Origin of the sequence: Pseudomonas sp. S34, from assembly GCF_009866745.1 — a bacterium.
In the GTDB taxonomy this organism is placed as follows: domain Bacteria; phylum Pseudomonadota; class Gammaproteobacteria; order Pseudomonadales; family Pseudomonadaceae; genus Aquipseudomonas; species Aquipseudomonas jessenii.
The window spans coordinates 4,881,116-4,907,372 of sequence record NZ_CP019398.1 but is presented as its reverse complement, the minus strand read 5'-3'; the positions used below and the strand labels follow the sequence as shown (position 1 = coordinate 4,907,372).

Genomic DNA, 26,257 nt, shown 5'->3' with positions numbered 1-26,257 from the left:
CAGATTTTTTGATAATGGATAACTATTTGAAAAGTAAAGAATAGTTAGACAATTCCGAGCTGGCATGCAGAGTGCAACGTTCCTTGCACCGTTCATCCGTCGTAAGGAATTGAAAAATGACCGACATCAAAAAAGAAGCGATTTCTGTACTCAACGACCTGATTGAAACCAGCAAGGACGGTCAGGCCGGGTTCAAGACATGCGCTGAAGACATCAAGCACCCTGAACTCAAAACCCTGTTCATCAATCGTGCGAGCGATTGTGGTACGGCCGCTGCGGAGTTGCAGTCTGCCGTGCGTTCACTGGGTGGCGATCCGGAAACTTCCACCAGTGTCAGCGGCGACTTGCACCGTCGCTGGGTCGACGTGAAGTCGATGTTCACCGGCAAGGGCGAGGAGGCCGTGCTCAATGAAGCCGAGCGCGGTGAAGACCATGCGTTGAAGGCTTACCGCGACGCCATGGAGAAAATCAACAAGCACAATCTGGTGGGCATTCGCGACCTGGTTGAGCGTCAGTACCACGGCGTGCAGCGTAACCACGATCAGGTCAAGGCCCTGCGCAACCAGGCGCGTGCACGTTCGTAAGCCAAACCGGTAGATCCTGTGGGAGCGGGCTTGCTCGCGAAAGCGATCTGCCAGTCGCCATTAATAGTGACTGACACGCCGCCTTCGCGAGCAAGCCCGCTCCCACAATTATTATGCGGTGAATCAGCCGATGCTGATTGCCGGCAGTGTGGTCAACGTCACACTCTGTTGCTTGCGTGGCGCGAGGATTTCCGCCTCGCCATCCACCACCAGTTCATCGCGCTGGTTGAACACGCGAGTGGCGATGCGCACGCGAAACTTCGGCAGTTTTTCCAGGATTTCCAGGCGCACGGTCAGGGTGTCGCCGATCTTCACCGGTTTCTGAAAGCTCATTTGCTGGCCGATGTAGATGGTCCCCGGGCCAGGCAGCTCGCAGGCGACCGCCGCGCTGATCAACGCGCCGCTGAACATGCCGTGGGCGATGCGCTCCTTGAACATGGTGCTGGCGGCGTATTCGGCATCCAGGTGTACCGGGTTGTGGTCGCCGGACATCGCAGCGAACAGCTGGATGTCGCGCTCTTCGACCGTCTTGCTGAAACTGGCGGTCTGGCCGACTTCGAGGGCTTCGTAAGGGGTGTTGGTAACCTGGGTCATCTGTCTCAATTCCTGTGACGAATTAAAAAATTCACAAAAAAAATCTATTCGGACCGGTGCGGCCGAGGAGCGCTCAAGGCCTGTGCGATCCAGTTCAGCACATCGGCGATGATTTCATCGCGGTTGCTCTCGTTGAACAGTTCGTGCCGCGCCTGTGGGTAAACGGTCAGTTGCAGGTGCTGGCTGCCGGCCGCCCGCAGCGCGTCGGCCAGATCCTTGAGACGTTTGCCTTCGCTCACCGGATCACATTCGCCGCCAATCACCAGCAGCGGCAGGCCCGGGTCGATCTGGGCGAGATTGGACGCTTTGCTGATTTGCTGCAAGCCGCCGAGCAAGTCGATCCACAGTTGATTGGTGCAACGGAAACCGCAGAGCGGGTCGTTGACGTACAGATCGACCTGCGCCGGATCACGGCTGAGCCAGTCGAACGGTGTGCGTGCCGGCTTGAATTTGTTGTTGAACGAGCCGAACGACAGCCATTCGATCAATGCGCTGCGTCCTGTGCGGCCCTGGCGCAGTCGTTCGAGACGGGCGATTTGCCGTGCCGCGCGATAAAGCGCCACAGGCTGGAAGTTCGAGCCGCTGAGGATTGCCCCGTGCAGGCTGGCACTGTGGTGCAGCAGATAGGCCTGGGCGATGTAACTGCCCATGCTGTGACCGAGCAGCACGATCGGGACGCCAGGGTGCTGCTGGCCGATGTGCTGGTTGAGGCTGGCCAGGTCGCTCACGACCTTGCACCAGCCATCGTCATCGGCGAAATGCCCGAGTGTCCCGTTTTCGGCAGTTTTGCCATGTCCACGCAGGTCCGGCGCACACACGCCATAGCCCTGGTCACAGAGCTTTTGCGCAAGGGGGCCATAGCGACCGCTGTGTTCGGCCATGCCGTGGGCCAGCAGAATCATTGCCTTGAGGCTGCCCTCGGGTAGCCACTGGTTGACGAAGAGGCGGCTGTGGTCGCTCGTGGTCAGCCAGAAAGTGTCATGGATCATGGCGGTTCCTTTGCATGAGGCTGCCTGGTCGCAAACAGCTCGTTGCAGTTTATAGCGCATCCTTGGCCGGGCGTCTGATCAGCCTACGCCACGGCAAGAAGATTCATACGGTCAATGACGGCCGTGGGCATATTTGCCTGCTACGTCATAACTGCTAGTGTCCGTGAAGCTCCGCTTTTTGCATTTTTTTTGAAAAATGACAGAAAAGTGGCCCCGGATAGATTCAGGTCAAAGAGGACAAGAACAATGCAACCTGATTTCTGGAATGACAAACGCCCGGCCGGTGTACCCCTGGATATCGATCTGGGAGCCTACAAGTCGGTGATCGAGGTGTTCGAGCGTTCCTGCAAGAAGTTTGCTGACCGCCCGGCGTTCAGCAACATGGGCGTGACCCTGACCTACGCCGAGCTGGAGCGCCAGAGCGCTGCCTTCGCCGGCTACCTGCAAGCCCACACCGACCTGGTGGCGGGGGACCGCATCGCGGTGCAGATGCCCAACGTCCTGCATTACCCGATTGCCGTGTTCGGTGCCTTGCGCGCCGGGTTGATCGTGGTCAACACCAATCCGCTGTATACCGCGCGGGAAATGCGCCATCAGTTCAAGGACTCCGGTGCCCGGGCGCTGGTGTACCTGAACATGTTCGGGCAGAAAGTCCAGGAAGTACTCTCCGACACCGATATCCAGTACCTGATCGAAGCGAAGATGGGCGACCTGATGCCCACCGCCAAGGGGTGGCTGGTCAACACGGTGGTGAGCAAGGTCAAGAAGATGGTCCCGGACTATTCCTTGCCCCAGGCCGTTTCCTTCAAGAGTGCGCTGCGCATGGGCCGTGGCCTGGGCATCAAGCCGTTGAAGGTCGGCCTCGACGACATCGCCGTGCTGCAATACACCGGCGGCACCACGGGCCTGGCCAAGGGCGCGATGCTGACCCACGGCAACCTGGTGGCGAACATGCAGCAGGCACGGGCCTGCCTCAGCCAGTCGGCCAGCGACGGGCAACCGCTGCTGCGCGAAGGCCAGGAAGTGATGATCGCGCCGCTGCCGCTGTACCACATCTATGCCTTCACAGCGAACTGCATGTGCATGATGGTGACGGGCAACCACAACGTGTTGATCACCAACCCACGGGACATCGCCGGCTTCATCAAGGAACTGAAGAACTGGCGGTTCTCGGCGTTGCTGGGGCTGAACACATTGTTCGTTGCGCTGATGGATCATCCGGACTTCAAGACCCTGGACTTCTCCAGCCTCAAGCTCACCAACTCCGGCGGCACTGCGCTGGTCAAGGCCACCGCCGAGCGTTGGGAACAACTGACCGGTTGCCGCATCACCGAAGGTTACGGCCTGACCGAAACTTCGCCGGTGGCCTGCACCAACCCCTATGGCGACCAGTCGCGGATCGGCACGGTCGGCCTGCCGGTGCCAGGCACCACGCTGAAAGTCATCAATGATGACGGTGTCGAACAACCGTTGGGCGAACGCGGCGAGCTGTGCATCAAGGGCCCGCAGATCATGAAGGGCTACTGGCAGAAACCTGATGCCACGGCCGAGGTGCTGGATGCCGAGGGTTGGTTCAAGTCCGGTGACATTGCGGTGATCGACCCGGATGGCTTCGTGCGCATCGTTGACCGCAAGAAGGACATGATCATTGTTTCGGGCTTCAATGTGTACCCGAACGAAATCGAAGACGTCGTGATGGCTCACCCGAATGTCGCCAACTGTGCGGTCATCGGTGTGCCCGACGAGCGGTCGGGGGAGGCGGTGAAGCTGTTTGTGGTGGCCCGTGAAGCAGGGGTCAGCCTTGAAGAGCTGAAGGCTTATTGCAAGGAGAACTTCACGGCGTACAAGGTACCCAAGCACATCGTGCTGCGGGAGTCCCTGCCGATGACGCCGGTGGGCAAGATCCTGCGACGGGAGTTGCGTGATATCGCCTGATCGGTGAATGGCCGATCCTTGTAGGAGCGAGCTAGCTCGCGATGGACGTCAAGATAACGCGCGCTGTCTGAATAATCGCGTTGCCCGGACGTTTTTCGCGAGCAAGCTCGCTCCTACAGGTTTAAGCGAAAGCCCCGGATTTCGGGGCTTTCAGAGGTGTATAGAATTTTTGCTCTAAAATGACCAATCGCTAGTCTTGAGTCACAAATGTGACCGTAGAGGCCGCTTTTGGCTCTAGTCGACCCTTGGCAAAGCTGCTACTCTCGGCGCGCTTTGTGACTTCTCGGCCTTCTATCAGCCAGATTCACCAATGACCAAACACCAATAATAATCGCATCAAATGCGGTGCTGAATTCGCGTTGCTGAGGAGTGGGCTTCCATGATCGAAGACTTTTGGAAGGATAAGTACCCAGCTGGGATTGCTGCCGACATCAATCCCGACGAGTATCCGAATATTCAGGCAGTGTTGAAGCAATCCTGCCAACGCTTCGCCAACAAGCCGGCATTCAGCAACCTGGGCAAGACACTCACCTACGGTGAGCTGTACGAATTGTCCGGTGCGTTTGCCGCTTACCTGCAACAGCATACCGATTTGCAACCCGGCGATCGAATCGCCGTGCAACTGCCCAACGTGTTGCAGTACCCGGTAGCCGTCTTCGGTGCAATCCGCGCCGGGCTGATCGTGGTCAACACCAACCCGCTCTACACTGCGCGGGAAATGGAACACCAATTCAACGACTCCGGTGCCAAGGCCCTGGTCTGCCTGGCCAATATGGCGCACCTGGCGGAAACCGTGGTGCCGAAAACCGGCGTCAAGCACGTGATCGTCACCGAAGTCGCCGACCTGCTGCCGCCACTCAAGCGTCTGCTGATCAACAGCGTCATCAAGTACGTGAAGAAGATGGTGCCGGCCTATCACTTGCCCAAGGCCGTCAAGTTCAACGACGTGCTGAGCAAAGGCCTGGGCCAGCCAGTGGCGGAAGCCAACCCGGCCAGTGGTGACGTCGCGGTACTGCAATACACCGGCGGCACCACCGGCGTGGCCAAGGGCGCGATGCTGACCCACCGCAACCTGGTGGCGAACATGCTGCAGTGCAAGGCGCTGATGGGCTCCAACCTCAATGAAGGTTGCGAGATCCTGATCACGCCGCTGCCGCTGTACCACATCTATGCGTTCACCTTTCACTGCATGGCAATGATGCTGGCGGGCAACCACAACATCCTGATCAGCAACCCGCGCGATCTGCCGGCGATGGTCAAGGAACTGTCGAAGTGGAAGTTCAGCGGCTTCGTTGGCCTGAACACGCTGTTCGTGGCCCTGTGCAACAACGAAGGCTTCCGCAAGCTGGACTTCTCCGCGCTGAAAGTCACCTTGTCGGGGGGCATGGCCCTGCAACTGGCCGCGGCCGAACGCTGGAAAGCGGTGACCGGTTGCGCCATCTGCGAAGGCTACGGCATGACCGAAACCAGCCCGGTGGCGACGGTGAACCCGATCCAGCACATCCAGGTCGGCACCATTGGCATTCCGGTACCGTCGACCCTGTGCAAAATCATCAATGATGCCGGTGTCGAGCAGCCGCTGGGCGAAATCGGCGAGCTGTGCGTGAAGGGGCCGCAGGTCATGAAAGGCTACTGGCAGCGCCAGGAAGCCACGGATGAAATCCTCGACAGCGAAGGCTGGTTGAAGACCGGCGACATCGCACTGATCCAGCCCGATGGCTTCATGCGCATTGTCGATCGCAAGAAAGACATGATCCTGGTGTCCGGTTTCAACGTGTACCCGAACGAGCTCGAAGACGTGCTGGCCACTCTGCCGGGCGTGCTGCAATGCGCGGCCATCGGTGTGCCGGACGAAAAGTCGGGCGAGGCGATCAAGATTTTCATCGTTGCCAAGCCGGGCGTGACCCTGACCAAGGAACAGGTGATGGAGCACATGCGCGCCAACGTCACCGGCTACAAGGTCCCGCGCTCCGTGGAGTTTCGCGATGCACTGCCGACCACCAACGTCGGCAAGATCCTGCGTCGTGAATTGCGCGATGAAGAGCTGAAGAAGATCAACGCGAAGAAAGCCACCGCGTAATCAACAAAAAGCCCCGCAAATGCGGGGCTTTTTTGTTATTGACAGGTAAATCTTCTTTGGCTGTCAGGGCGTCTTCGCGAGCAAGCCCGCTCCCACATTTGATCCGGTTCTTCCAGGAGGAATGCGGTCAAATGTGGGAGCGGGCTTGCTCGCGAAAAAGGTACAGACAACGCGGGCATCCAGGCACCCCGCGTTATCGTTTACGTCCATCGCGAGCAGGCTCGCTCCTACAAGCGAAACGGCGCGAAGTTGACGTTGGTGCCTGCCGGGCGCATGTCCTGCAGGAAGGAGTCCTTGTCGGCGCTCAGTTCCAGGCTCAATGCCGCCTTGCGCTTGCCTTCATTGCGCACCACCAGGCCTTCGAGCTTCTCACGCAGGAACACGGTCGGCACTTTCAGGTGCAGCAGTTCGTCGGTGTCCGGTGTGTGCATCAGCAGGTGAATCCACTCGTACTGACCCACGGCCAGGCGCGATACCGGGATGTCGAACCACCAGATATTGCGGTTGCGGTTCAATTCGGTGAAGTGGCAGTTGTTGACGCCAAGCACAGCACCGCCGAGTTCCTGGTTTCTGCGGGCAATGGCCTGCTTTTTATCGAGTTTCATAACGTTCCTACGGGATTGGATCTTCAGCGCCAAGGCCTGAATGTGTTGCGCATTCTCAAGGGTTGGCCCGCAAACATAAAGCGCAACCTGCACTGAACGATGAAATGTCGTGGTGAAAATAAATGAAACTCCCTGCAAAAGCCCCCGGTCAACCTTGTGTAACGACTTTCCTGCATTGAAATGTCTTTAATGAAAAGAAGACGCGGCCATCTTCAGATGGCCGTTTTTGTGTCAGCCTGAACTTGCACGCCGAATTTGTTTCAAAGTCGCCAACTGGGCTACCTTGATGAAAGAAAACAGCCCCTGAGTCGCCACGACTTCACCCCAAATCCGTATGCGGCGAATGGAGACGCTAATGATTTTCCCGGACATGAGAGGCTTGCCCCTGCACCGTGTGATGATGCGCACGGTCACCGAGTTCATCGCCGACGAGATGTCGACCTATGCCTCGGCGTTGGCCTATCAAATGCTCTTTTCGCTGTTTCCGTTCATTCTGTTTCTGATCGCCCTGATCGGCTTCCTGCATCTGCCCGACTTTTTCTCCTGGCTGCGCCTGCAATCGGAACTCGTATTGCCGCCACAGGCGCTGGAGCAGGTCAACCCGGTGATCGACCAGCTTCAGCAGTCCAAGGGGGGGCTGCTGTCAGTGGGTATCGTGATTGCGCTGTATACCGCCTCCGCCGGTGTGCGGCTGATGATGAGCGCGATGAACGCAGCTTACGACGTGGTTGAAGGGCGCCCGCTGTGGAAACGCTTTCCGTTGTCGATCATCTACACCGTCGGCATTGCCGGCATGCTGCTGATCGCCGCAGCGCTGATGGTGCTCGGACCGCAGGTGATGAGCTGGATCGCTGCGCAAGTCGGCCTTGAGTACTTCATCGTCACCCTCTGGACCATCGCGCGCTGGCCGGTGATCGTGATTCTGCTGATGGTCGCGGTGGCGTTGATCTACTACGTCATGCCCGACGTCAAACAGGAATTCCGCTTCATCACCCCAGGCTCGGTGCTGGCGGTGGTGGTATGGATCATCGCGTCCCTGGGATTCGGTTTGTACGTCAAGGAGTTCGCCAACTACAACGCCATGTATGGCAGTATCGGTGCGATTATCGTGCTGTTGCTGTACTTCTACATTTCCGCCGCGGTGCTGCTGCTGGGCGCGGAGATGAATGCCGTGATCGAGCACATGTCACGAGAGGGCAAGGACCCTGGCGAAAAAGTGGCTGGCGAGCATGGTCCCGTCCATGAGGAAAAGCACCACGTGTCGGGGCTGGGCCGCGATCACTCACAACCGAAACCGACCATTGACGAAACCTGATCATGATTCGTGAAATTCTGAAAATGGGCGATGAGCGCCTGCTGCGCATTGCCCCGCCAGTGCCGGCCGAAATGTTTGACAGCCCCGAGCTGTGGCAGCTGATCGATGACATGTTCCAGACCATGGAAAGCGTGGGGGGCGTTGGCCTGGCTGCTCCGCAGATCGGCGTCGACCTGCAACTGGTGATCTTCGGTTTCGAGCACAGCGAGCGTTATCCGGATGCCGAGGCCGTGCCGCAGACGATCCTGATCAACCCGTTGATCACACCGCTGAGCCCGATCCTGGAAGAGGGCTTCGAAGGCTGTTTGTCCGTGCCTGGCCTGCGTGGCGCGGTGCAGCGTTACCAACAGATTCGCTACGAAGGCGTAGACCCCAAGGGGGAGCCCATCGTGCGTTTTGCCTCGGGCTTCCACGCACGGGTGGTACAGCATGAATGCGATCACCTGATCGGCCGCCTATACCCGTCGCGCATCACCGACTTCAGCAAGTTTGGCTTCACCGAGGTGATGTTCCCGGACCTGGACCCCAACGCGGACGACTGACCCAAATCCACCACAAAACCAATGTGGGAGCGGGCTTGCTCGCGAAGACGGCTTGATATTCAACACCTGAATTGACTGACCCACCGCCTTCGCGAGCAAGCCCGCTCCCACATTTGACCTTCATCAGGCTTGAGCAGGCGCCAAACCCATCGCAATCATCGGCTTGCTACGCGCGTATCGGCTCAACCGTTCAACCATCGCGTAAGGCATCGGCGGATCGAAAGTAAACCCGCGCCGCTCATAAAACCCCCGCAAATCCGGATGACAGAACAACCACACCGGCTGTTCGCAATCCTTCACCGCTGCCGCAATCAACCCGGCGGCAAGTCCTTGTTCGCGACAGGCCGGATCGACAAACAACCCGGTCAGCCAATGCCCGCCGGACACCGGACGCAAACACAGCGCGGCAACTATCTGGTCACGTCGGGCCACCCACAACTGCGCGTCGCGCACGGCTTTCATCGACGATTGGTGAGCGCGGTAGAACTTGTTCATCAATGGCCATAAAGGCTCGTCGAGCAGGGTGTATCGGGTCTCGGGCATGGTTTTGGACTGTCGGTAGGCAAAGCGGGCGATTATAAAAGAACGCGCGCGCCGGGATAGGTGTATACCTGATCTCACATCCCCATGAGTGGAGTACGCATCATGTCCAAAGGTATGGATTCAAAGAAATCGACGAAAAAGAAACCGGTGAAAACCGCCATTGAAAAGCGCGCGGACAAGAAGGCCAAAAAAGTTGGCGTATTCGGTCACTGATCCGCGTTGATTGATCGCTCCCATGCAACATGGGAGCGATCCTCCTGAAAATAATCTGCAAGATTTCCCAAGGCCATTGCACAGAAGGGGACTGGTCCCCGATCTGAGCAACGCCATGCCCCATTACTTTGATAGCGCCCACCAAGAAGAAATCGAAACCCTGCGCCGACGTTTCACCGCGCGCAGCGAATGGCCGACCTGGTTGCTGTTGATCGGTGTGTATGGCGGCTGGTTTGGCATCGCGTTGAACAGCCATCGATTGGGTTTATGGTGGAGCACGCTGTTGCTGACTCCATTGCTGGTGCTGTGGTTATCCGTGCAACACGAACTGCTGCACGGTCATCCCACGCGCTGGCCAACCCTGAACAAAATCCTTGGCTACGCGCCGTTTGCCGTCTGGTATCCGTACACCCTGTATCGCGACAGCCATTTGCAGCATCACCGCGACGAGGACCTGACGATCCCCGGTCGCGATCCGGAAAGCCGTTACTTGAGCGCCGGGCAGTGGCAGGGCAGTTCACCGCTGGTGCGCAGCCTGCACTGGCTGAACAAAACCGTGCTCGGTCGTTTTTCCCTGGGGGCACCGCTGGCCTTGCTGGCATTGGCCCGTGAAGAGCTGCAACGCCTCAGGGCAGGCGAGCGCCAGGCTTGGCTGATGTGGTTGAGTCACGGCTTGCTGACCGGGTTGATGCTGCTGTTCATCGCGAACTTCAGCCTGTTGCCGGTTTGGCATTACCTGTTTTTGATCAGTGTGCCGGCGCTGTCGATCGCCATGATTCGCTCCTACTATGAACATCGACCTCATGCCGCGCCGGAGCAGCGCACGGTGCTCAATGAAGCGGCGTGGCCGTGGCGCTGGCTGTTCCTGAACCTCAATTTTCATCTGGTGCACCACGAGTTGCCGGGGTTGCCCTGGTACGACTTGCCCCGCGCCTACAGGGCCCGCCGCGAGCAATGGCTGGCGCGTAGCGGCGGGTTTCTGGTGCGGGGTTATGGGCAGTTGTGGCGTGAACATGGAGTCAAAGCCATCGACAGCCCGAGGCATCCGTTTTACTGATTTGCTAACAACACCATCCCCTGTGGGAGCGGGCTTGCTCGCGAATGCGATTGGACATCCGACATCTGAGTCGACTGACACGCCGCATTCGCGAGCAAGCCCGCTCCCACATTGGAAATTTGCCGCATGGGACTGTTTCGATGACCCAACACTTCGCCGAACTGCTGATGTACACCGCCCCCGAACCCATCCACCAGGCCAACGAACGCTGGCTGGCGCGAATCCTCGAGCACCTGGGCGACACCCGCCGGGATGCCGAAGGCCTGTCACTGCTGGACTTGTGGTTGTCGCCGCAATTGTTGCTCACCCAAACCTGCGGCTATCCGCTGATGACAGCATTGCGCGGCAAGGTCCGGGTGCTGGGGCGGCCTCGTTATGAACTGCCGGACAGCAGTGGCGGCAATCATTGCAGCCTGATTCTGGGACGCATCGAAGATGCACGGCGAACCCTGCCGGAGTTTCGCGACAGCCGAGGCGTGATCAATGGCCAGGACTCCAACAGCGGCATGAATCTGCTGCGCCACCAGTTGGCGTCGTTGCAACGTGACGGGCGGTTTTTCTCTCAGGTCGGGATCAGCGGTAGCCATCGCGAAAGCCTGCGCTGGTTACGCGAAAACCTTGCCGATCTGGCGGCCATCGACAGCGTGACCTTTGCCTATCTGGCACGCCACGCCGCAGAAGAAGTGGCCGGTTTGCGCGTTATTGCCCGCAGCGCGCTCAGTCCTGCCTTACCGTTCATTACTGCCGCGACGGTCACGGATGAGCGGGCTGAGGAGCTCCTGCAGGTGATGAACCTGGCGTTGCGCGAGCTGCCGGAGGTTGCCCAAACCCTCGGTTTGCCAGAGGTACTGCCCACCAACGAAAGCGACTATCAGATTGTGCTCGACTACCAGCGTGAGGCCGAGGTGCTGGGGTATGGGGATTTGCGATAGCGGCCTGTCAGGTGTTCCTTTTAATTCCATTAGAGAATATAAAAATAAGCTTTAAATATTATTAATGAATAAGGCTCCTTGCTAGGATTCGCCTCACCGGACCACCGGACATTCAGCGACCCCTAACCCAGGAGCCCCTATGTCCGGCGCCGATATTCTTCATCGCAAACAGGTGGACGGATTGTTCCGCGCCCACTACCTCTGGCTCTGCACACGCCTGCGTCAGTCCCTGAACGATGCCGCCGCTGTCGAAGACATTGCCTGCGAAACCTTCGTGCAACTGCTGCAGGCCCCTGGCCTGACGGCAATCCGTGAACCCCGTGCGTTGCTCACCACCATCGCCCAGCGCCTGCTCTATCAGCGTTGGCGTCGAGGTGACCTGGAGCGCCAGTACCTTCAACAACTGCAACAGACCGAGTCGATCCACGCCCAATCGCCGGAAGAACTGGCCCAGGTGTCCCAGACCCTGACCCGTGTGGATCGCACTCTTCAGCGGCTACCCGGCAAAGTCCGCTCGACCTTCCTGTTGTCACGGATCGACGGCCTGACCTATCCGCAAATTGCCGCTGCGCTGGGCATCTCCCTGCGTTCCGTCAGCGACTACATGACCCGCTCCCAGGCCCTGTGCGACCGGCACAGCGCCAACCAATCCCTGAACCGTCCCCTCCAGAACAAGAGGTCCGCATGAGATCGATCAAAACCCTGCTCGGCAGTTCGTTGCTGGTCCTGAGCCTGTTGTCCCACCCGGCATCGGCCACGGAAAAAGCGGCACCTATTCACTTTGGTGACATCACTTGGGAAAGTGGCAGCCTTATCACCGAAATCCTGCGCCTGATCGTTGAAAAAGGTTACGGCTATCCGACCGACACGCTGCCGGGCAGCACCGTCAGCCTTGAAGCAGCGCTGGCCAAAAACGACATCCAGGTCATCGGTGAAGAGTGGGCCGGACGCAGCCCTGCCTGGGTCAAGGCGGCGGCGGAGGGCAAGGTGTTCGGCCTTGGCGATACGGTCAAAGGCGCCACCGAAGGCTGGTGGGTGCCGGAGTACGTGATCAAGGGTGATCCGGAGCGCGGCATCAAGCCCTTGGCCCCGGAGCTGAAATCCGTTGCCGACCTGGCGAAGTACAAGGACGTGTTCCGTGACCCCGAAGACCCGAGCCGCGGACGCTTCCTCAACAGCCCGACCGGCTGGACTTCGGAAATCGTCAACAGCCAGAAACTCAAGGCCTATGACCTGACCGCCAGCTACGTCAACTTCCGCACGGGGTCTGGTGCCGCACTGGATGCCGAGGTGGCGTCGTCGATCCGCCGTGGCAAACCGGTGCTGTTCTACTACTGGTCGCCGACACCGCTGTTGGGGCGGTTCAAACTGGTCAAACTCGATGAACCACCATTCGATGCCGAAGCCTGGAAAACCCTGGCCGATGCCAACAACCCGAACCCCAAAGGCACGCGCTCGATGCCAGCCAGCCTGGCCATTGGCGTATCGGCACCGTTCAAGGCGCAATACCCGGACCTGGTGACGTTCTTTGAAAAGGTCGATTTGCCGATTGATCTGTTGAACCAGACCTTGGGCCAGATGAGTGAAAAACGGCAAAAACCGCGGGAAGTCGCCGAAGCGTTTTTGCGTGAGCAGCCGCAGGTATGGAAGGGGTGGGTGCCGGGAGAGGTGGCCACCAAGGTAAGTGCCAGCTTGTAGTTTGTTCTGAAAGTTCTGCAGTGTTTGAGCTGCAACCATTCGCGAGCAAGCCCGCTCCCACATTGAATCTGTGATTTCCACAAAACCTGTGGTCACCGCCGATCCCCTGTGGGAGCGGGCTTGCTCGCGAATGGTCTACAGCCTTAAGCCAATTCGGCAGCCAGCGCCGCGCTCACTACCGACCGCTGATCTGTCTTGTTCTCCGAGTATTTCCCCCCTCGACAAGCCGCTGAACCGATTTTGTCCTCAATAGTGGCAGACTAGTGGCCTTGCAAGCCCGAGGTTGCTGTCTATGATCAGGTGTAACTAACTATATCGACCCTCATGAGGTGGTCGATGTCTGGTCGCAAGAGTGCGCAATCGAAGGCACCAACACTTGATGGCAAGGAGCTGTCCGCTAAATGGAATTTGTTGTGAATCTGTTAGGGCTGGCCCGCATGCGGGCTATCAAGAGAAGGATGTCTTGATGAGCGTGTCGCTGTAAGGACCCTCCGATTGAACATCATTTATCACCTGACTAGTCCTTCTTTTTGGAGGGATGCGTGTGCCTGTTCCACGGAGCGTAGTGGTGGATTTGAAAAACCTGCAACGTTCATCAATCAAAAAACCGCGCGGAAGGTGATACGACAATGTTCAACCTACATCACAAGGCCGACCTGCTGGAAATTGAACGGTTCAGCTGCGCGCTGACTGAGGCTAATGCCAAGTTGGCGGCGATCAGTCATTCGATGGCGATGATTGAATTCACTCCGGACGGCATCGTCATCGATGCCAACGAAAACTTTTGCAATGCCGTGGGCTACAGCGCTGACGAAGTGCGCGGCAAACATCACCGGGTCTTTTGTGAAGAACAGTATTACCGCAGCGATGAGTACGCCAAGTTATGGCGTGACCTGGCGCGGGGCGAGCCGCTGAGCGGGACCTTTTTGCGCTTGCACAAGAGTGGCCGGGAGATCTGGCTCGAAGCCAGTTACATGCCGGTGTTGGGCCCCGACCGGCAGGTGAAAAGTGTGATCAAGGTGGCCACCGACATCACCGCACGGATCAACAAGGAACACGAAAACGAAAGCAGGCTCGCCGCGATCGGCCGCTCGATGGCCGTGATCGAATTCACACCCGAAGGCAAGGTCATCACCGCCAACGAGAACTTCCTGAAAACCATGCAGTACTCGCTCAACGAAGTGGTGGGGCAGCATCACAGCCTGTTCTGCCACCGTGCCGAAGCCGAGTCCCAGGGTTACCGGAATTTCTGGGCTTCGCTCAACCGCGGCGAATATCACTCCCATCGTTTCGAGCGCAGGAACAAGCAAGGTCAGACGGTATTCCTGGAAGCCTCCTACAACCCGTTGTTCGACGCCAAGGGGCGGTTGTACAAGGTGGTCAAGTTCGCCAGCGATATCACCCACCAGATGACCACCCTGCAAACCGCCGCAGAATCGGCCCACAGCACTTCGGTACAAAACGACGTCTGCGCGCGCAAGGGGTCCGAGGTGGTGCAGCAGACGGTGCAGATCATCCAGGACATTTCCCGGGACTTGAACGAGGCGGCTCTGAGCATCGACGCCGTGAGCAAACAGTCCGACATCATCGGCACCATCGTGCAGACCATTCGCGGCATTGCCGATCAGACCAACCTGCTGGCGCTCAACGCGGCGATCGAAGCGGCCCGTGCCGGAGAGCACGGGCGCGGGTTTGCGGTGGTAGCCGATGAAGTGCGTAGCCTTGCGGCGCGCACCAGTCAGGCGACGCTGGAGATTGTCGAGGTGGTGCGCAAGAACCACGATTTGTCGCTCAGCGCGGTGTCGAGCATGCAATCGAGTCTGAGTCGAACCGGCCTCGGAGTTGAATTGGCGAACGAGGCAGGGGAGGTGATTCTGGAAATCCAGCAGGGCTCGCGGCATGTGGTGGATGCGATCAGTCAGTTCAACTCGACATTGCAATTGAACTAGTCGCGGTAACTGCGATGGTCGATAACGCGTGTTTTCTGGATATACGCGGCGCTCTTGCATCCATCGCGAGCGAGCTCGCTCCTACAAAAAACGCCGACCCACTGTAGGAGCGAGCCTGCTCGCGATGGACGTCAACGATAACGCGTGAAAGCTGGTTGAACGCGGTGTTCTCAGGTCCTTCGCGAGCAAGCTCGCTCCTACAAAAAACAGCGCGGCATTTTGCGGCTCCTCAAGGCAAGCCGTTGCAGCCGTGCTTGAGGAAACCCGGACGCTGCGCCAGGCGCTGGAAATATTCATCGACGGTGGGGTAGTCAGGCCGGTCGATCGGCGTCATCAGCCAGCGATTGACCGACAAACCGATGACAACGTCGGCCAAGGTAAAGTGTGGTCCGGCGACATACGCCTTGGTGGTTGCGAGTTGATGTTCGAGGATGCCCATTTTCTGGTTCCAGCTACGGATGCCGACTTCAAGGCTATGCGGGTCCTGGAATTCAGGGTCCTTGCGCACCAGTGCCATGAACGGGTATCTCCAGGACGGATTGAGCTCGGTGGCTTGCCAGTCCATCCACTGCTCCACCCGAGCGCGGGCGGCCGGTTCGATGGGCAGCAACTCGCTGTGATGGTGGTGGTGTTTGCCAGCCAGATAGCGGCAGATGGTATTGGATTCCCACAACACGCCGGCTTCATCGATGATCACCGGAACCTGTGCGTTGGGATTGAAGCGCAGGAACTCGGGGCTGTGGGTGGACGCGAAACCACTGCCCCAGTCCTCGCGTTCGTAGGCAATACCCAGCTCCTCGCAAGTCCACAGCACTTTTCGGACGTTGATGGACGAGGCTTTGCCGAGAATCTTCAGTGCATGTTCCATTTTGCTACTCCGTCAGCGAATCATGGCGTCGGGAATTCATAGTGTGCCTGCCGACGGCTGACATCAAGTCTGCAGGATCCGCAGGACCAGACGTAAACCTGTAGGAATGGTCCGTAGGCAAGGGGTATCAGAGGATTTCCGCAGTCAGTGATTTCTTGCGGAATTACCTACGACTACGCCAGAATCCGCCGACTTGTGCGCCTGGTATCCGGACTCGTATTGTTCCGTGTCGCTGCAAATTCAGCGATCGGGTTTCGCAGCCCGGGTATCTCTAGACGCATAGCGTCCACCGTTCGTGATCGAATCACGTTATGGCGGCTGTGCGTGGGAGACCTTCGGGTCTACCGGGTTCTAGAGTCCCGGTCTGCGACCCGCGTACAGCTGCCACCCCTTCGTATCGCAGCGAATCGTGGCAGCTCCATCACTCTAGGAGCATTGCCATGTTCAAACCCACGCCCAACCCCCCACGCAATCCCAGCCCCATGTTCTCCATCTCGCCTGGCATCAACAACGAAACGCTGTTGGCGCACGCCTGTGAATCACTGGCCTCGGCGAGTGTCATGACCAATGACTTCGCTGCTTTTCTGGAAGGCAGCCATCGCAACACGGCGCTGGCGATTGCACAGATCATCATGCTGGCCGAGCTGGCGGTGAATCGGGTACTGGATAACCTCGATCCGCAGGATTGAACACTGAGCGGGGGCGAGAGGCTTTCCCTGTGGCGAGGGGGCTTGCCCCCGTTCGGCTGCGGAGCAGTCGTAACCCAGTTCACGGGTTTTACCTGTATGACTGCGGCGTCTGTTTTTGGGGCTGCTTCGCAACCCAACGGGGGCAAGCCCCCTCGCCACAAAATCTGACTTCACTGCGGGTGTGTCGTGCTTACGTGCTTTCGCGCACCTTCAACTCAAACCCCATGTCCTGCACCGGTTTGGCCACGGTATTGCCGGCCATCAGCGTGAGCATCTGCTCCGCCGCGCGACGGCCGATGGCTTCGCGGGGGGTGTTGATGCTGCTCAGGCGCGGGACCATGTGTTCGGACATGGGCAAGTCGTTGAAGCCGAGGATCGCCACCTGTTCGGGAATCTTGATCTTGTTGCGCATGGCTTCGAGCAGGGCGCCCTGGGCCAGGTCGTCGTTGCCGAAGAAGATCGCATCGACGTCCGGATGACTGGCCAGCAGTTGCAGGAACAACTCACCACCGAGGCCGACGGAGGAGGAGCGGGGCGTCAGCACTTCCAGGTCCGGGTCATACCGACCGGCCTTTTGCAGGGCTTTGCGGAAGCCTTCGCCGCGCAACAAGGTGCGCTGGTCCAGCTGCGCGCCGATGTAGGCCAGGCGCTTGCGGCCGCGGGACAGCAAGTGTTCGGCAGCCGTTTCGCCGGCCGCCAGTTGCGAAAAGCCAACGCAATTGAGCCCGGCGGCGCTGTCCAGTTCCATCATGTACACGCAAGGAATATTGCTGGCTTCGATCATCCGCCGCGAACTTTCGGTGCGGTCGAAACCCGTCAGCAATAGGCCGCGCGGTTGATAGGCCATGTAGTTGCGCAGCAGGTTTTCTTCTTCATCGCGCGAATAATGGAAGTTGCCGATCAGCACTTCGAAGCCCTTGGGGCGCAAAACCCGATGAATGGCTTCCAGGGTGTCAATGAACAGCAGGTTGGACAGCGACGGCACCAGCACCACGACTGACTGGCTCTGGGCCGAGGCCAAGGCGCGGGCAGCAGGGTTGACCACATAGTTGAGTTCCAGCGCCGCTTTCTGCACCTTTTCCACAAGTTCAGTGGCCACGGTGCTGACGCCACGCAAGGCGCGGGAGGCGGTGATCGGGCTGACGCCGGCCAGTCGGGCAACTTCGTTCAGGGTAGGGCGGCCAGTGGTGCGAGTATTTTTATCGTTCTTGGTTGTGTTCATCGACGGCTTGCCAAACAAAATTCAAGGTACTAAGGTAGCGCTGTCTCGATGCAGCTGCAAATGCGTGAGCGAGGGTTCGCCTGATCCTTGCTTTTTGGTGTTGGGACCTAACCTGCTGCAACCCATAAAATGACAAGAAAGGCGTCGGCAACTTCTGCTTTTGGTCTAGTGTCATAACTGGCAAAGGTAGCGCTGTCTGCGCGCTGAGGTGTTACATGAATCATCCCATCACCGCCCTGGTCATCATGGGCGTTGCCGGTTGCGGCAAGACGTGCGTCAGCGAGGCCCTGTGCCATTTGAGCGGCGCCACTGCCATTGAAGGCGACTCTTTTCACCCTGCCGCCAATATCGAAAAGATGAGCGCGGGGATTCCCCTGAACGATGAAGACCGTGCCGGCTGGCTCGACAGCCTGTGCGATGAACTGCGCCGTGTCGACGCCAAGGGCCAGCGCCCGGTGCTGACCTGTTCGGCTCTCAAGCACGTCTATCGTGAACGTCTGCGCAGTGCCTTGCCGGGCCTGGGCTTTGTGTTCCTTGAGTTGACCCCCGAAGTCGCCGCCGACCGTGTCTCCCATCGGCCGGGCCACTTCATGCCGTCGACCCTGATCGACAGCCAGTTCGCGACCCTCGAATCGCCCGTCGGCGAGCCATTGACCCTGGCGCTGGATGCTTCGACCTATAGCGTCGAGCAACTGGCGGCGCAGGCTCATGCCTGGTGGCAGGCGAACGGCCTGAAACAGGCGGTATGACTGTGCTCGCAAAGACAGCGCTGTCCTCACGACTTCTGATCAACCCGCTTTAATAACAACAACAACCAGGAGACACCCCTAATGTTTGGCATGTCCCACGAGACGTTCCTGCTGCTCGATGCAGTGGTCACGGTGATCGGGCTTATCGTCCTGATCACCAAGTTCAAGTTGCACCCATTCCTCGCACTGATCATCGCCGCCGCCTTCCTCGGGCTGACCTCCGGCATGCCGATCGGCACCATCATCAAGGCGTTCCAGGACGGCTTCGGTGGCGTGCTTGGTTTCGTCGGCATCATCCTGGCGCTGGGTACGATGCTCGGCAAAATGATGGCCGAATCAGGCGGTGCGGATCAGATTGCGCAGACGTTGATCCGCGCCTTCGGCAAGGACAAGGTGCAGTGGGCGATGATGTTCGCCGCGTTCCTGGTCGGCATTCCGCTGTTCTTCGAAATCGGCTTCGTGCTGCTGATTCCGCTGGTGTTCATCGTGGCCCGTCGCACCGGCGTGTCGATCATCAAGATCGGTATCCCGCTGCTGGCCGGTCTGTCCGCCGTACACGGCCTGGTGCCGCCGCACCCGGGTCCGCTGCTGGCCATTGGCGTGTTCGGTGCCGACATCGGTAAAACCATTCTGTACGGCCTGATCGTTGCGTTGCCAACCGCCATCATCGCTGGCCCGATCTTCGGTACGTTCATTGCCAAGCACATTCCCGGTCATCCGAACCAGGAGCTCGTGGATCAACTGGCGCGGGAATCGGATTCGGCCGATCTGCCGAGCTTTGGCATCACGCTGGTGACCGTGCTGCTGCCGGTGTTCCTGATGCTGCTCAAGACGTTTGCCGACGTGGTGCTGCCCGATGGCAACATCTTCCGCGCTTTCATGGACCTGATCGGTCACCCGATTTCGGCGTTGCTGCTGGCGTTGCTGCTGTCGCTGTATACCTTCGGCTACAAGCAGGGCATCGGTTCCAGCCAAATGATGAAATGGCTGGATGCCAGCCTCGCGCCGACCGCCGCGATCATCCTGATCATCGGTGCCGGTGGTGGCTTCAAGCAGATGCTGGTGACCAGCGGCGTGGGTGACGTGATCGGCCACATGGCGGTGAACGCACAGATCTCGCCGATCCTGCTGGCCTGGCTGGTGGCGGCGGTGATTCGTATCGCGACCGGTTCAGCGACCGTGGCGACCATCACTGGCGCCGGCATCGTGGTGCCGGTGGTGGGGATGATTCCGGGTGTGAACCGTGAGCTGCTGGTGCTGGCCACCGGTGCAGGCTCCCTGATCCTGTCCCACGTCAACGACGCCGGTTTCTGGTTGGTGAAGCAGTACTTCAACATGACCGTGGCCGAAACCTTCAAGACCTGGACCGCGATGGAAACCATCCTCTCCGTGGTTGGCCTGGGCTTTATCCTGTTGTTGTCGCTGTTCGTCTAAGCGATTCGACAGACACAAAAAAACCGCAGCGATGCGGTTTTTTTGTGGGTGATCGATTTCAAGGTGAACATAGAACAAATGTGGGAGCGGGCTTGCTCGCGAAAGCGTCGTATCAGTAAACGAAGATGTTGTTTGATACACCGCATTCGCGAGCAAGCCCGCTCCCACAGGGGATATGTGTCAGGCGTTGGTTTTCGGTGCCAGCCCATCCGCCCTGAACATCCCGCGAATCCCGCGTACGGCCTGACGAATCCGGTCCTGGTTTTCGATCAGCGCGAAGCGCACGTGATCATCACCGTACTCGCCAAACCCGACGCCCGGCGAGACACACACCTTGGCTTCGGCCAGCAGTTTCTTGGCGAACTCCAGCGAGCCCAGGTGCGCATAGGCCTCGGGAATCTTGGCCCAGACATACATCGACGCTTTCGGGTTTTCCACCATCCAGCCCAGTTCATGCAGACCCTTGACCAGCACATTGCGCCGCTGCCGATACTGCTCGGCGATGTCGCGCACGCATTGCTGATCGCCTTCAAGCGCAGCGATGGCCGCCACTTGCAGCGGAGTGAAGGTGCCGTAGTCGTGGTAGCTCTTGATCCGCGCCAGGGCATTGACCAGTTCCGGGTTGCCGACCATGAAGCCAATGCGCCAGCCGGCCATGTTGTAGCTCTTGGACAGGGTGAAAAACTCCACCGCAATGTCCTTGGCCCCGGGCACTTGCATGATCGACGGGGCTTTCCAGCCGTCGTAGACGATGTCGGCGTAGGCCAGGTCGTGTACCACAAGCACGTCGTACTGCTTGGCGAGGGCGATCACTCGTTCGAAGAAATCCAGCTCCACGCACTGGGCGGTCGGGTTGGACGGGAAACCGAGGATCATCATCTTCGGCTTCGGGATCGAACCGCGAATGGCCCGCTCCAGTTCAGCGAAGAAATCCACGCCCGGCACCAGCGGCACCGACCGCACCTGGGCGCCGGCAATCACGGCACCGTAGATGTGAATCGGGTAGCTCGGGTTGGGCACGAGCACGGTGTCGCCCTGATCCAGGGTGGCCAGCATCAGATGCGCCAGGCCTTCCTTGGAACCGATGGTGACAATGGCCTCGCTTTCCGGGTCGATGTCGACCTCGTAGCGGTCCTTGTACCAGTTGGAAATCGCCCGGCGCAGGCGCGGAATGCCCTTGGACGTCGAGTAGCCGTGGGTGTCTTCGCGCTGGGCCACCGTGACGAGTTTTTCGACGATGTGCGGCGGCGTGGCGCCGTCGGGGTTGCCCATGCTCAAGTCGATGATGTCTTCGCCACGACGACGGGCGGCCATCTTCAGCTCGGCAGTGATGTTGAAAACGTAAGGGGGGAGTCGATCTATGCGCGCAAAGCGGCGCGGCGAACCTTGTTCGGCCATTGTTGCCTCGGATAACGTAAGCGCCCGGAACCGTCCGAGCGACGCTGGTCACTACGGTGACCTGTGGCGGAATGTAAGGGCAGCTGTGGCAGACTGTCCAGCCTCAATGTAAACAAATTTTTCCGAAGGATAGGGTTCGATGGAATTTACCAGCGGCTTCTTGCTGAGCCTCTCGCTGTGCCTGGATATCGGCGTGGCCAACATCGCGATGATCACCCTGGCCATGCAGCGCGGCTATTTCCAGGGGTTTGCGCTGGGGCTGGGGACTTGTGTCGGCGACCTGATCTACGCGGTACTGGCACTGGCTGGCATGACCGTGTTGCTGCAATACGAAACCGTGCGCTGGGTGTTGTGGATCGGTGGCTCGGCGCTGCTTGTGTACTTCGCGGCGAAGATGATCTATTCGGCGATTCACCACGAAGCGGTGCTGGCGCAATCGGCCGAGGTGGGGCACAACTCCCATCGCAAGGAGTTCTTTCGCGGGATCTTCCTGGCCATGTCGTCGCCCAGCGCGATTCTCTGGTTCGCTGCGGTGGGTGGCACGCTGATCGCCCGTTCCGGCGGCGGTGGCGCCCTCAGTTCGGCGCTGTTTCTCGGCGGTTTTCTCTGCGCAGGGATTCTCTGGTGTGTCGGGCTGTGCTTTGCTGCGAGCCACGGCGGCAAGTTGCTCGGCGACAAGTTACTGCGTTACTCCTACATGGCATCGGCAGCGATCTTCTGCTATTTCGCGGTCTACGTGATTCTATCTGGCTATAACGAGTTTGTCGGTTCAGGCGCCGTCGAGCAATTGCACGCCCTGTAATTGGGCGAATCGGGTTTGGCTTCTATACTCCCAGCCGAACCCACTTTTTGCTCCAGGAGTTGAGCCATGGATGAGCAAACACGCGTCGAACTGGCGGAGCCACGCTTCGAACACGGACACTTCCTGCTGATTGCAGGGCTTGGCGGAACATTTACCCAACAATCCGTTCAAGGCATTCCCGAACTCTGGGAGAAACTCATCCCGCATCTGGGCCATATTCCGGGCCAAAAAGGCGAAGTCACCTACGGTGTCTGCTGCAATTTCGACGGCAAGGGCGGCTTCGATTACATCGCCGGGGTCGAGATCAGCAAGCTCGACGACTTGCCCGAAACCTACCGCTGGGTAGAAGTTCAGCCGCAGCAGTACGTGGTGTTCGAACACAAAGGACCGCTGGACACCCTGCCGCAAACCTTTCAGTACATCCATGGCACGTGGCTGCCGCAGTCCGGCCACGAGCTATTGGCGGCTCCGGAGTTCGAGCGCTACAGCGAAGACTTCAACCCCAAACTCAACACCGGCAAGCTGGAAATCTGGCTGCCGATCAAGGCATGACACCTGCACGAGAGGCGGATCAGCCGATTCGTCTCTCGATGTCCCACAGCAGCTGATTTATCATCCCCAGCCTTTCCCATGCTGATCCCGAGCTGCCATGAACACCGTCATCCGCAACGTCACCCCCGCCGATCTGGACCGCTGCTTTGCCATCGAAACCCTTGCCTATGAAGGTGACGAAGCCGCGACCCGCGAGAAAATCGCCACCCGCATCGCCACCTGGCCCGAGGGTTTTATCGTCGCTGAAGTGGACGGGGCAGTGGCCGGTTTCATCAATTCCGGGGCGGCGTTTCAGGTGGAAATGTCGGACGAGGCGTTCAAGGAACTGATCGGCCACGACCCGGCCGGGCCGCATGTGGTGATCATGTCGGTGGTGGTGCACCCGGATTATCAGGGCCAAGGCCTGGCCAAACTGCTGATGGGCGAGTTCATCGAGCGTATGCGTGGGATGGGCAAGGTCACCATCAACTTGATGTGCAAGGAACGGCATATTCCGTTGTATGCCGGGTTCGGCTTTGCCTACGTAAAACCCTCGGCCTCGGACCATGGCGGTATGGCGTGGCATGAGATGGTGCTGGCGTTGTAAGCCACACTCAGGATCCCCTGTGGGAGCGGGCTTGCTCGCGAAGAGGCCGGTACACTCGACATCTCTATTGACTGACACACCGCTTTCGCGAGCAAGCCCGCTCCCACAGGGTCGGTGTTGTGTCAGTAATGTCTGCAAAAAACTAACGCGCAGTCAAAACACCAACCCCATCCGCCGCTCATAGCCGATCCGGCCCTTGTACGCCTCGCCGCTGTCGACAAAGCCAAACCTGGCGTACAGGGCGATGGCGGCTTCGTTGTCGGCATCCACTGACAGCTCCAGCCCCCTGATTTCCGGCCAGGCCAGGCGCGCCGCCTCGGGCAGCGCTTGCAGGCAGGCCTTGCCGTAGCCCTTGCCCTGGACGCGTTGATCGACTTGCAACGCATGCAGCGTGGCGCTGTGCTCATCGGCCCAGGCCGGCAACACCGGCGGGCGCTTGAGCAGCAGGAACGCGACGGGCACATCCTCGGCCAGCAGGGCGAAGCCCTTGACGCCGGGGCCGGGCTTGGACAACAGCGTGTGCAAGGCGCCGTGGATGTCACCCGAGAATCTGATCTGTTCCGAATGCACTTCAATGGCCTCGACCTGTTGGCGCTGCAGCGCATTCAGGCTTTCATAAGGCACGAGTCGGGCTGTCACGGGAGTGTCCTTTTTCCATCACAAATGAGCCTCGGATTCTAGCGAGTTTGCTTTCCCGGATTATTTTTATTTCACCTGTCGATTCACCGGATCGCCAGACGACTAAGGGTGTCTTCACTATAAAAAACACGGAGAACCACCATGAACTCGCAAACCCAGATCCAGAACCTCATCGAGAACTATCGTCAGGCGGTCAAGGCCAAGGACATTGAAAAAGTCATGGCCCTGTATGCCGATGACATCGTCTCCTTCGACGCGGTCAAGGCCCTGCAATTCAAAGGCAAGCCGGCGTATCGCGCGCATTGGCAGGCCTGCATGGAAATGTGCCCCGGCCCGCACATCTTCGAATTCCACGAAATCACCATCGAGCCGTCCCAGGAAATTGCCTTCGCTCACTGGCTGGCACATTGCGGTGGCACCAACGACAAGGGCGAAACCCAGTCCTGCTGGATGCGCGCCACCGCTTGCTATCGGCAGGAAGCCGGGCTGTGGCAGATTGTCCACGAACATTGGTCGGCGCCGTTCGACATGACCAGCGGCGCGACGCTATTCGACCTCAAGCCCTGATCGTCGGGAAGCCGAGCCAGAATGCCAATCAGCGGCCATAGTTGATCGTTCGATAAGGAGAGCGTGATGAAGTATTTATGCCTGGTCTACAGCGATGAGCGGTTGCTGCATTCGCTGCCGGAAAGCCCGAAGGACGAAGAGTGCATGGCCTATGCCGAGTCGATCCAGGGCAGTGGCCGGATGGTCGCCGCCGAGGCGCTGGAGTCGGTGCAGACCGCCACCACGGTACGCATGCGCAACGGCAAGATGTCGATCACCGACGGGCCATTCGCTGAAACCAAGGAGCAACTGGCCGGGTTTTATCTGATCGATGCCAAGGACCTCAACGAAGCCATCCAGGTCGCCGGGAACATTCCGGCGGCCCGGGTCGGCAGTGTCGAAGTGCGCCCCGTTCGGCAGTTGAATCCTTAAGATGCCGGGGCTGCCGGTTCAGGCGCAGGTCGAGCGGGTTTATCGCGAAGAGTCGCGGCGGATTCTTGCGACCCTGATTCGCTTGCTGGGGGATTTCGACCTCGCCGAAGAGGCCTTGCACGAGGCGTTTTTCATCGCGGTCGAACGCTGGCAGCGTGACGGCGTGCCGGACAATCCGCGGGCCTGGCTGGTGTCCACCGGGCGCTTCAAGGCAATCGATGCCCTGCGCCGGCGCGCACGCTTTGCCGCGTCGCAGCCCTTGCTGATCGCGCAACTGGAGGAACTGGAGCAGGCCGACTGGAGTGATGAAGACGTGGAAGACGATCGCCTGCGGCTGATCTTCACTTGCTGCCACCCGGCCCTGGCGGCCGACGCACAAGTGCCGCTGACGCTGCGGGAAGTCTGCGACCTGACCACGGAAGAAATCGCCCGGGCCTTTCTCTCGGCCCCGGCCACCATCGCCCAGCGCATCGTGCGCGCCAAGGCGAAGATCCGCGATGCGAAAATCCCTTATCAAGTGCCGACACTCGCTGAGCTACCCGAGCGCCTGGACAGTGTATTGCGGGTGATTTACCTGGTGTTCAACGAGGGGTACTCGGCGTCCATCGGGGCAGAACTGATCCGCGAGGATTTGACCCGCGAAGCGATCCGCCTCGGCCGGTTGCTGGTGGAGTTGTTGCCGGAGCCGGAGGTGATGGGCTTGCTGGCGTTGATGCTGCTGCACGAGTCGCGCCGCCCGGCCAGGACCTCGGCGAGCGGCGAGCTGATTGTGCTGGACGAACAGGACCGTTCGCTGTGGGACGCCGGGTTGATCCGCGAAGGCTGCACGCTGGTCGAGCGGGCGCTGACCATGGGACGATTCGGACCTTATTGCCTGCAAGCGGCGATCGCGGCGGTGCACGCCGAAGCCCCGACGGCGGGGGAAACCGATTGGCCGCAGATTGTCGGTCTGTATGACGTCCTGCTGCGGGCGGTGCCGTCGCCGGTGATCGAGTTGAATCGTGCGGCGGCGATTTCGCAACGCGATGGTCCACTGGCGGGGCTGACGTTGGTCGACGCCATTCTGGAGCGGGGAGAACTGCTCGACTACCACCTGGCGCATTCGGCGCGGGCGCAATTCTGTTGGCAACTGGGTCGCAAGCAGGAGGCACGGGCGGCATGGGAACGGGCGCTGGCGTTGACCCGACAGGAGCCGGAGCGGCGGTTTATCGAAGAGCGGCTCAAGGCGTTGGAGTGATGCGACCGTTCTGACCTCATCGCGAGCAAGCTCGCTCCCACAGGGATTGATGGTGTACTCGATACTG

Annotated in this window: 27 protein-coding genes; 19 read left to right on the top strand and 8 right to left on the bottom strand. The window is 59.3% G+C overall.

The annotated features are described in order from the left end of the window. Nucleotides 1-116: 116 nt before the first annotated feature. The gene (locus PspS34_RS21870; RefSeq protein ID WP_057713558.1) at nt 117-584 is read left to right on the top strand and encodes a PA2169 family four-helix-bundle protein; all 468 of its coding nucleotides are present in this window, start codon (nt 117-119) and stop codon (nt 582-584) included. A 123-nt stretch (nt 585-707) separates the two neighbouring features. Here PspS34_RS21870 and PspS34_RS21865 read toward each other — a convergent pair whose 3' ends face one another. Continuing rightward, nucleotides 708-1,178, bottom strand: a complete 471-nt coding sequence (locus PspS34_RS21865; RefSeq protein WP_007995982.1) for a MaoC family dehydratase — start codon at nt 1,176-1,178, stop codon at nt 708-710. A 44-nt stretch (nt 1,179-1,222) separates the two neighbouring features. Further along, nucleotides 1,223-2,167 (bottom strand): alpha/beta hydrolase, encoded by a 945-nt coding sequence (locus tag PspS34_RS21860; protein WP_057713559.1) that lies wholly within the window; start codon nt 2,165-2,167, stop codon nt 1,223-1,225. A 246-nt stretch (nt 2,168-2,413) separates the two neighbouring features. Between PspS34_RS21860 and fadD2 the strand changes: the two genes are divergently transcribed. After that, a complete protein-coding gene (fadD2, locus tag PspS34_RS21855; protein ID WP_154860409.1) occupies nt 2,414-4,102 on the top strand; it encodes a long-chain-fatty-acid--CoA ligase FadD2 in 1,689 nt (562 codons plus the stop codon). 379 nt (nt 4,103-4,481) lie between these two features. Next, nucleotides 4,482-6,182, top strand: a complete 1,701-nt coding sequence (gene fadD1, locus PspS34_RS21850; protein ID WP_090457395.1) for a long-chain-fatty-acid--CoA ligase FadD1 — start codon at nt 4,482-4,484, stop codon at nt 6,180-6,182. Between the two features lie 227 nt (nt 6,183-6,409). On the opposite strand, the gene PspS34_RS21845 is transcribed toward fadD1, so the two are convergent. Next, nucleotides 6,410-6,787, bottom strand: coding sequence for a hypothetical protein (locus PspS34_RS21845; RefSeq protein WP_057713562.1), 378 nt, complete (start codon nt 6,785-6,787; stop codon nt 6,410-6,412). Nucleotides 6,788-7,142: 355 nt separating this feature from the next. On the opposite strand from PspS34_RS21845, the gene PspS34_RS21840 reads away from it, so the two are divergent. Next, on the top strand, nt 7,143-8,102 hold the full coding sequence (locus PspS34_RS21840; RefSeq protein ID WP_057713563.1) for a YihY/virulence factor BrkB family protein: 960 nt from the start codon (nt 7,143-7,145) through the stop codon (nt 8,100-8,102). Between the two features lie 2 nt (nt 8,103-8,104). Next, nucleotides 8,105-8,644, top strand: coding sequence for a peptide deformylase (def, locus tag PspS34_RS21835; protein WP_150813272.1), 540 nt, complete (start codon nt 8,105-8,107; stop codon nt 8,642-8,644). A 123-nt stretch (nt 8,645-8,767) separates the two neighbouring features. Here def and PspS34_RS21830 read toward each other — a convergent pair whose 3' ends face one another. Beyond that, nucleotides 8,768-9,187, bottom strand: a complete 420-nt coding sequence (locus PspS34_RS21830; RefSeq protein WP_150813271.1) for a GNAT family N-acetyltransferase — start codon at nt 9,185-9,187, stop codon at nt 8,768-8,770. Nucleotides 9,188-9,515: 328 nt separating this feature from the next. Between PspS34_RS21830 and PspS34_RS21825 the strand changes: the two genes are divergently transcribed. From PspS34_RS21825 to PspS34_RS21805, 5 genes are all read left to right on the top strand, one after another. Next, nucleotides 9,516-10,457 carry a fatty acid desaturase gene (locus PspS34_RS21825; RefSeq protein WP_154860408.1) on the top strand — a complete coding sequence of 314 codons (942 nt, stop codon included), beginning with the start codon at nt 9,516-9,518 and terminating at the stop codon, nt 10,455-10,457. A gap of 140 nt (nt 10,458-10,597) precedes the next feature. Beyond that, nucleotides 10,598-11,389, top strand: coding sequence for a PhnD/SsuA/transferrin family substrate-binding protein (locus tag PspS34_RS21820; RefSeq protein WP_154860407.1), 792 nt, complete (start codon nt 10,598-10,600; stop codon nt 11,387-11,389). Nucleotides 11,390-11,528: 139 nt separating this feature from the next. After that, nucleotides 11,529-12,077, top strand: coding sequence for a sigma-70 family RNA polymerase sigma factor (locus PspS34_RS21815; protein WP_154860406.1), 549 nt, complete (start codon nt 11,529-11,531; stop codon nt 12,075-12,077). Further along, the gene (locus PspS34_RS21810; RefSeq protein ID WP_154860405.1) at nt 12,074-13,087 is read left to right on the top strand and encodes an ABC transporter substrate-binding protein; all 1,014 of its coding nucleotides are present in this window, start codon (nt 12,074-12,076) and stop codon (nt 13,085-13,087) included. Before PspS34_RS21815 ends, PspS34_RS21810 begins: the two co-directional genes overlap by 4 nt. A gap of 629 nt (nt 13,088-13,716) precedes the next feature. Beyond that, entirely contained in the window at nt 13,717-15,036 is a 1,320-nt protein-coding gene (locus PspS34_RS21805; protein WP_154860404.1) for a PAS domain-containing methyl-accepting chemotaxis protein, read from the top strand. Between the two features lie 229 nt (nt 15,037-15,265). Here the strand turns inward: PspS34_RS21805 and PspS34_RS21800 are convergent, their stop codons facing one another. Next, complete coding sequence (locus PspS34_RS21800) at nt 15,266-15,904, bottom strand: glutathione S-transferase (protein ID WP_154860402.1); 639 nt, start codon at nt 15,902-15,904, stop codon at nt 15,266-15,268. Between the two features lie 440 nt (nt 15,905-16,344). Between PspS34_RS21800 and PspS34_RS21795 the strand changes: the two genes are divergently transcribed. Beyond that, on the top strand, nt 16,345-16,593 hold the full coding sequence (locus tag PspS34_RS21795; RefSeq protein ID WP_057713571.1) for a DUF6124 family protein: 249 nt from the start codon (nt 16,345-16,347) through the stop codon (nt 16,591-16,593). Between the two features lie 190 nt (nt 16,594-16,783). Here the strand turns inward: PspS34_RS21795 and PspS34_RS21790 are convergent, their stop codons facing one another. Further along, nucleotides 16,784-17,815, bottom strand: a complete 1,032-nt coding sequence (locus PspS34_RS21790) for a LacI family DNA-binding transcriptional regulator (RefSeq protein WP_154860401.1) — start codon at nt 17,813-17,815, stop codon at nt 16,784-16,786. A 215-nt stretch (nt 17,816-18,030) separates the two neighbouring features. Here PspS34_RS21790 and PspS34_RS21785 point away from each other — a divergent pair, with 215 nt between their 5' ends. Continuing rightward, nucleotides 18,031-18,564 (top strand): gluconokinase, encoded by a 534-nt coding sequence (locus tag PspS34_RS21785; RefSeq protein WP_090457379.1) that lies wholly within the window; start codon nt 18,031-18,033, stop codon nt 18,562-18,564. 81 nt (nt 18,565-18,645) lie between these two features. Beyond that, a complete protein-coding gene (locus PspS34_RS21780; RefSeq protein ID WP_015096544.1) occupies nt 18,646-19,998 on the top strand; it encodes a GntP family permease in 1,353 nt (450 codons plus the stop codon). A gap of 180 nt (nt 19,999-20,178) precedes the next feature. Here PspS34_RS21780 and alaC read toward each other — a convergent pair whose 3' ends face one another. Continuing rightward, a complete protein-coding gene (alaC, locus tag PspS34_RS21775) occupies nt 20,179-21,396 on the bottom strand; it encodes an alanine transaminase (RefSeq protein WP_057713575.1) in 1,218 nt (405 codons plus the stop codon). Nucleotides 21,397-21,535: 139 nt separating this feature from the next. On the opposite strand from alaC, the gene PspS34_RS21770 reads away from it, so the two are divergent. The 3 genes from PspS34_RS21770 to PspS34_RS21760 all read left to right on the top strand — a co-directional run bounded on the left by PspS34_RS21770 (nt 21,536) and on the right by PspS34_RS21760 (nt 23,336). Further along, the gene (locus tag PspS34_RS21770) at nt 21,536-22,198 is read left to right on the top strand and encodes a LysE family transporter (RefSeq protein ID WP_057713576.1); all 663 of its coding nucleotides are present in this window, start codon (nt 21,536-21,538) and stop codon (nt 22,196-22,198) included. Nucleotides 22,199-22,264: 66 nt separating this feature from the next. Further along, entirely contained in the window at nt 22,265-22,750 is a 486-nt protein-coding gene (locus PspS34_RS21765) for a GyrI-like domain-containing protein (protein ID WP_090457378.1), read from the top strand. Nucleotides 22,751-22,847: 97 nt separating this feature from the next. Beyond that, nucleotides 22,848-23,336, top strand: a complete 489-nt coding sequence (locus PspS34_RS21760) for an N-acetyltransferase (protein WP_154860400.1) — start codon at nt 22,848-22,850, stop codon at nt 23,334-23,336. A 153-nt stretch (nt 23,337-23,489) separates the two neighbouring features. On the opposite strand, the gene PspS34_RS21755 is transcribed toward PspS34_RS21760, so the two are convergent. After that, entirely contained in the window at nt 23,490-23,975 is a 486-nt protein-coding gene (locus PspS34_RS21755) for a GNAT family N-acetyltransferase (RefSeq protein ID WP_090457375.1), read from the bottom strand. Nucleotides 23,976-24,116: 141 nt separating this feature from the next. Between PspS34_RS21755 and PspS34_RS21750 the strand changes: the two genes are divergently transcribed. The 3 genes from PspS34_RS21750 (at nt 24,117) to PspS34_RS21740 (ending at nt 26,190) form a co-directional block, all read left to right on the top strand. Next, nucleotides 24,117-24,542 (top strand): nuclear transport factor 2 family protein, encoded by a 426-nt coding sequence (locus PspS34_RS21750; protein WP_154860398.1) that lies wholly within the window; start codon nt 24,117-24,119, stop codon nt 24,540-24,542. A gap of 66 nt (nt 24,543-24,608) precedes the next feature. Continuing rightward, nucleotides 24,609-24,953, top strand: a complete 345-nt coding sequence (locus PspS34_RS21745; RefSeq protein ID WP_057713581.1) for a YciI family protein — start codon at nt 24,609-24,611, stop codon at nt 24,951-24,953. Nucleotide 24,954: 1 nt separating this feature from the next. After that, the gene (locus PspS34_RS21740; RefSeq protein WP_154860397.1) at nt 24,955-26,190 is read left to right on the top strand and encodes an RNA polymerase sigma factor; all 1,236 of its coding nucleotides are present in this window, start codon (nt 24,955-24,957) and stop codon (nt 26,188-26,190) included. Nucleotides 26,191-26,257 lie beyond the last annotated feature (67 nt).

Excerpts from the sequence above, each read along its gene's own strand:
- PspS34_RS21870 (WP_057713558.1), top strand. The coding sequence starts at position 117 with ATGACCGACATCAAAAAAGAAGCGATTTCTGTACTCAACGACCTGATT.
- PspS34_RS21865 (WP_007995982.1), bottom strand. The coding sequence starts at position 1,178 with ATGACCCAGGTTACCAACACCCCTTACGAAGCCCTCGAAGTCGGCCAG.
- PspS34_RS21860 (WP_057713559.1), bottom strand. The coding sequence starts at position 2,167 with ATGATCCATGACACTTTCTGGCTGACCACGAGCGACCACAGCCGCCTC.
- fadD2 (WP_154860409.1), top strand. The coding sequence starts at position 2,414 with ATGCAACCTGATTTCTGGAATGACAAACGCCCGGCCGGTGTACCCCTG.
- fadD1 (WP_090457395.1), top strand. The coding sequence starts at position 4,482 with ATGATCGAAGACTTTTGGAAGGATAAGTACCCAGCTGGGATTGCTGCC.
- PspS34_RS21845 (WP_057713562.1), bottom strand. The coding sequence starts at position 6,787 with ATGAAACTCGATAAAAAGCAGGCCATTGCCCGCAGAAACCAGGAACTC.
- PspS34_RS21840 (WP_057713563.1), top strand. The coding sequence starts at position 7,143 with ATGATTTTCCCGGACATGAGAGGCTTGCCCCTGCACCGTGTGATGATG.
- def (WP_150813272.1), top strand. The coding sequence starts at position 8,105 with ATGATTCGTGAAATTCTGAAAATGGGCGATGAGCGCCTGCTGCGCATT.
- PspS34_RS21830 (WP_150813271.1), bottom strand. The coding sequence starts at position 9,187 with ATGCCCGAGACCCGATACACCCTGCTCGACGAGCCTTTATGGCCATTG.
- PspS34_RS21825 (WP_154860408.1), top strand. The coding sequence starts at position 9,516 with ATGCCCCATTACTTTGATAGCGCCCACCAAGAAGAAATCGAAACCCTG.
- PspS34_RS21820 (WP_154860407.1), top strand. The coding sequence starts at position 10,598 with ATGACCCAACACTTCGCCGAACTGCTGATGTACACCGCCCCCGAACCC.
- PspS34_RS21815 (WP_154860406.1), top strand. The coding sequence starts at position 11,529 with ATGTCCGGCGCCGATATTCTTCATCGCAAACAGGTGGACGGATTGTTC.
- PspS34_RS21810 (WP_154860405.1), top strand. The coding sequence starts at position 12,074 with ATGAGATCGATCAAAACCCTGCTCGGCAGTTCGTTGCTGGTCCTGAGC.
- PspS34_RS21805 (WP_154860404.1), top strand. The coding sequence starts at position 13,717 with ATGTTCAACCTACATCACAAGGCCGACCTGCTGGAAATTGAACGGTTC.
- PspS34_RS21800 (WP_154860402.1), bottom strand. The coding sequence starts at position 15,904 with ATGGAACATGCACTGAAGATTCTCGGCAAAGCCTCGTCCATCAACGTC.
- PspS34_RS21795 (WP_057713571.1), top strand. The coding sequence starts at position 16,345 with ATGTTCAAACCCACGCCCAACCCCCCACGCAATCCCAGCCCCATGTTC.
- PspS34_RS21790 (WP_154860401.1), bottom strand. The coding sequence starts at position 17,815 with ATGAACACAACCAAGAACGATAAAAATACTCGCACCACTGGCCGCCCT.
- PspS34_RS21785 (WP_090457379.1), top strand. The coding sequence starts at position 18,031 with ATGAATCATCCCATCACCGCCCTGGTCATCATGGGCGTTGCCGGTTGC.
- PspS34_RS21780 (WP_015096544.1), top strand. The coding sequence starts at position 18,646 with ATGTTTGGCATGTCCCACGAGACGTTCCTGCTGCTCGATGCAGTGGTC.
- alaC (WP_057713575.1), bottom strand. The coding sequence starts at position 21,396 with ATGGCCGAACAAGGTTCGCCGCGCCGCTTTGCGCGCATAGATCGACTC.
- PspS34_RS21770 (WP_057713576.1), top strand. The coding sequence starts at position 21,536 with ATGGAATTTACCAGCGGCTTCTTGCTGAGCCTCTCGCTGTGCCTGGAT.
- PspS34_RS21765 (WP_090457378.1), top strand. The coding sequence starts at position 22,265 with ATGGATGAGCAAACACGCGTCGAACTGGCGGAGCCACGCTTCGAACAC.
- PspS34_RS21760 (WP_154860400.1), top strand. The coding sequence starts at position 22,848 with ATGAACACCGTCATCCGCAACGTCACCCCCGCCGATCTGGACCGCTGC.
- PspS34_RS21750 (WP_154860398.1), top strand. The coding sequence starts at position 24,117 with ATGAACTCGCAAACCCAGATCCAGAACCTCATCGAGAACTATCGTCAG.
- PspS34_RS21745 (WP_057713581.1), top strand. The coding sequence starts at position 24,609 with ATGAAGTATTTATGCCTGGTCTACAGCGATGAGCGGTTGCTGCATTCG.
- PspS34_RS21740 (WP_154860397.1), top strand. The coding sequence starts at position 24,955 with ATGCCGGGGCTGCCGGTTCAGGCGCAGGTCGAGCGGGTTTATCGCGAA.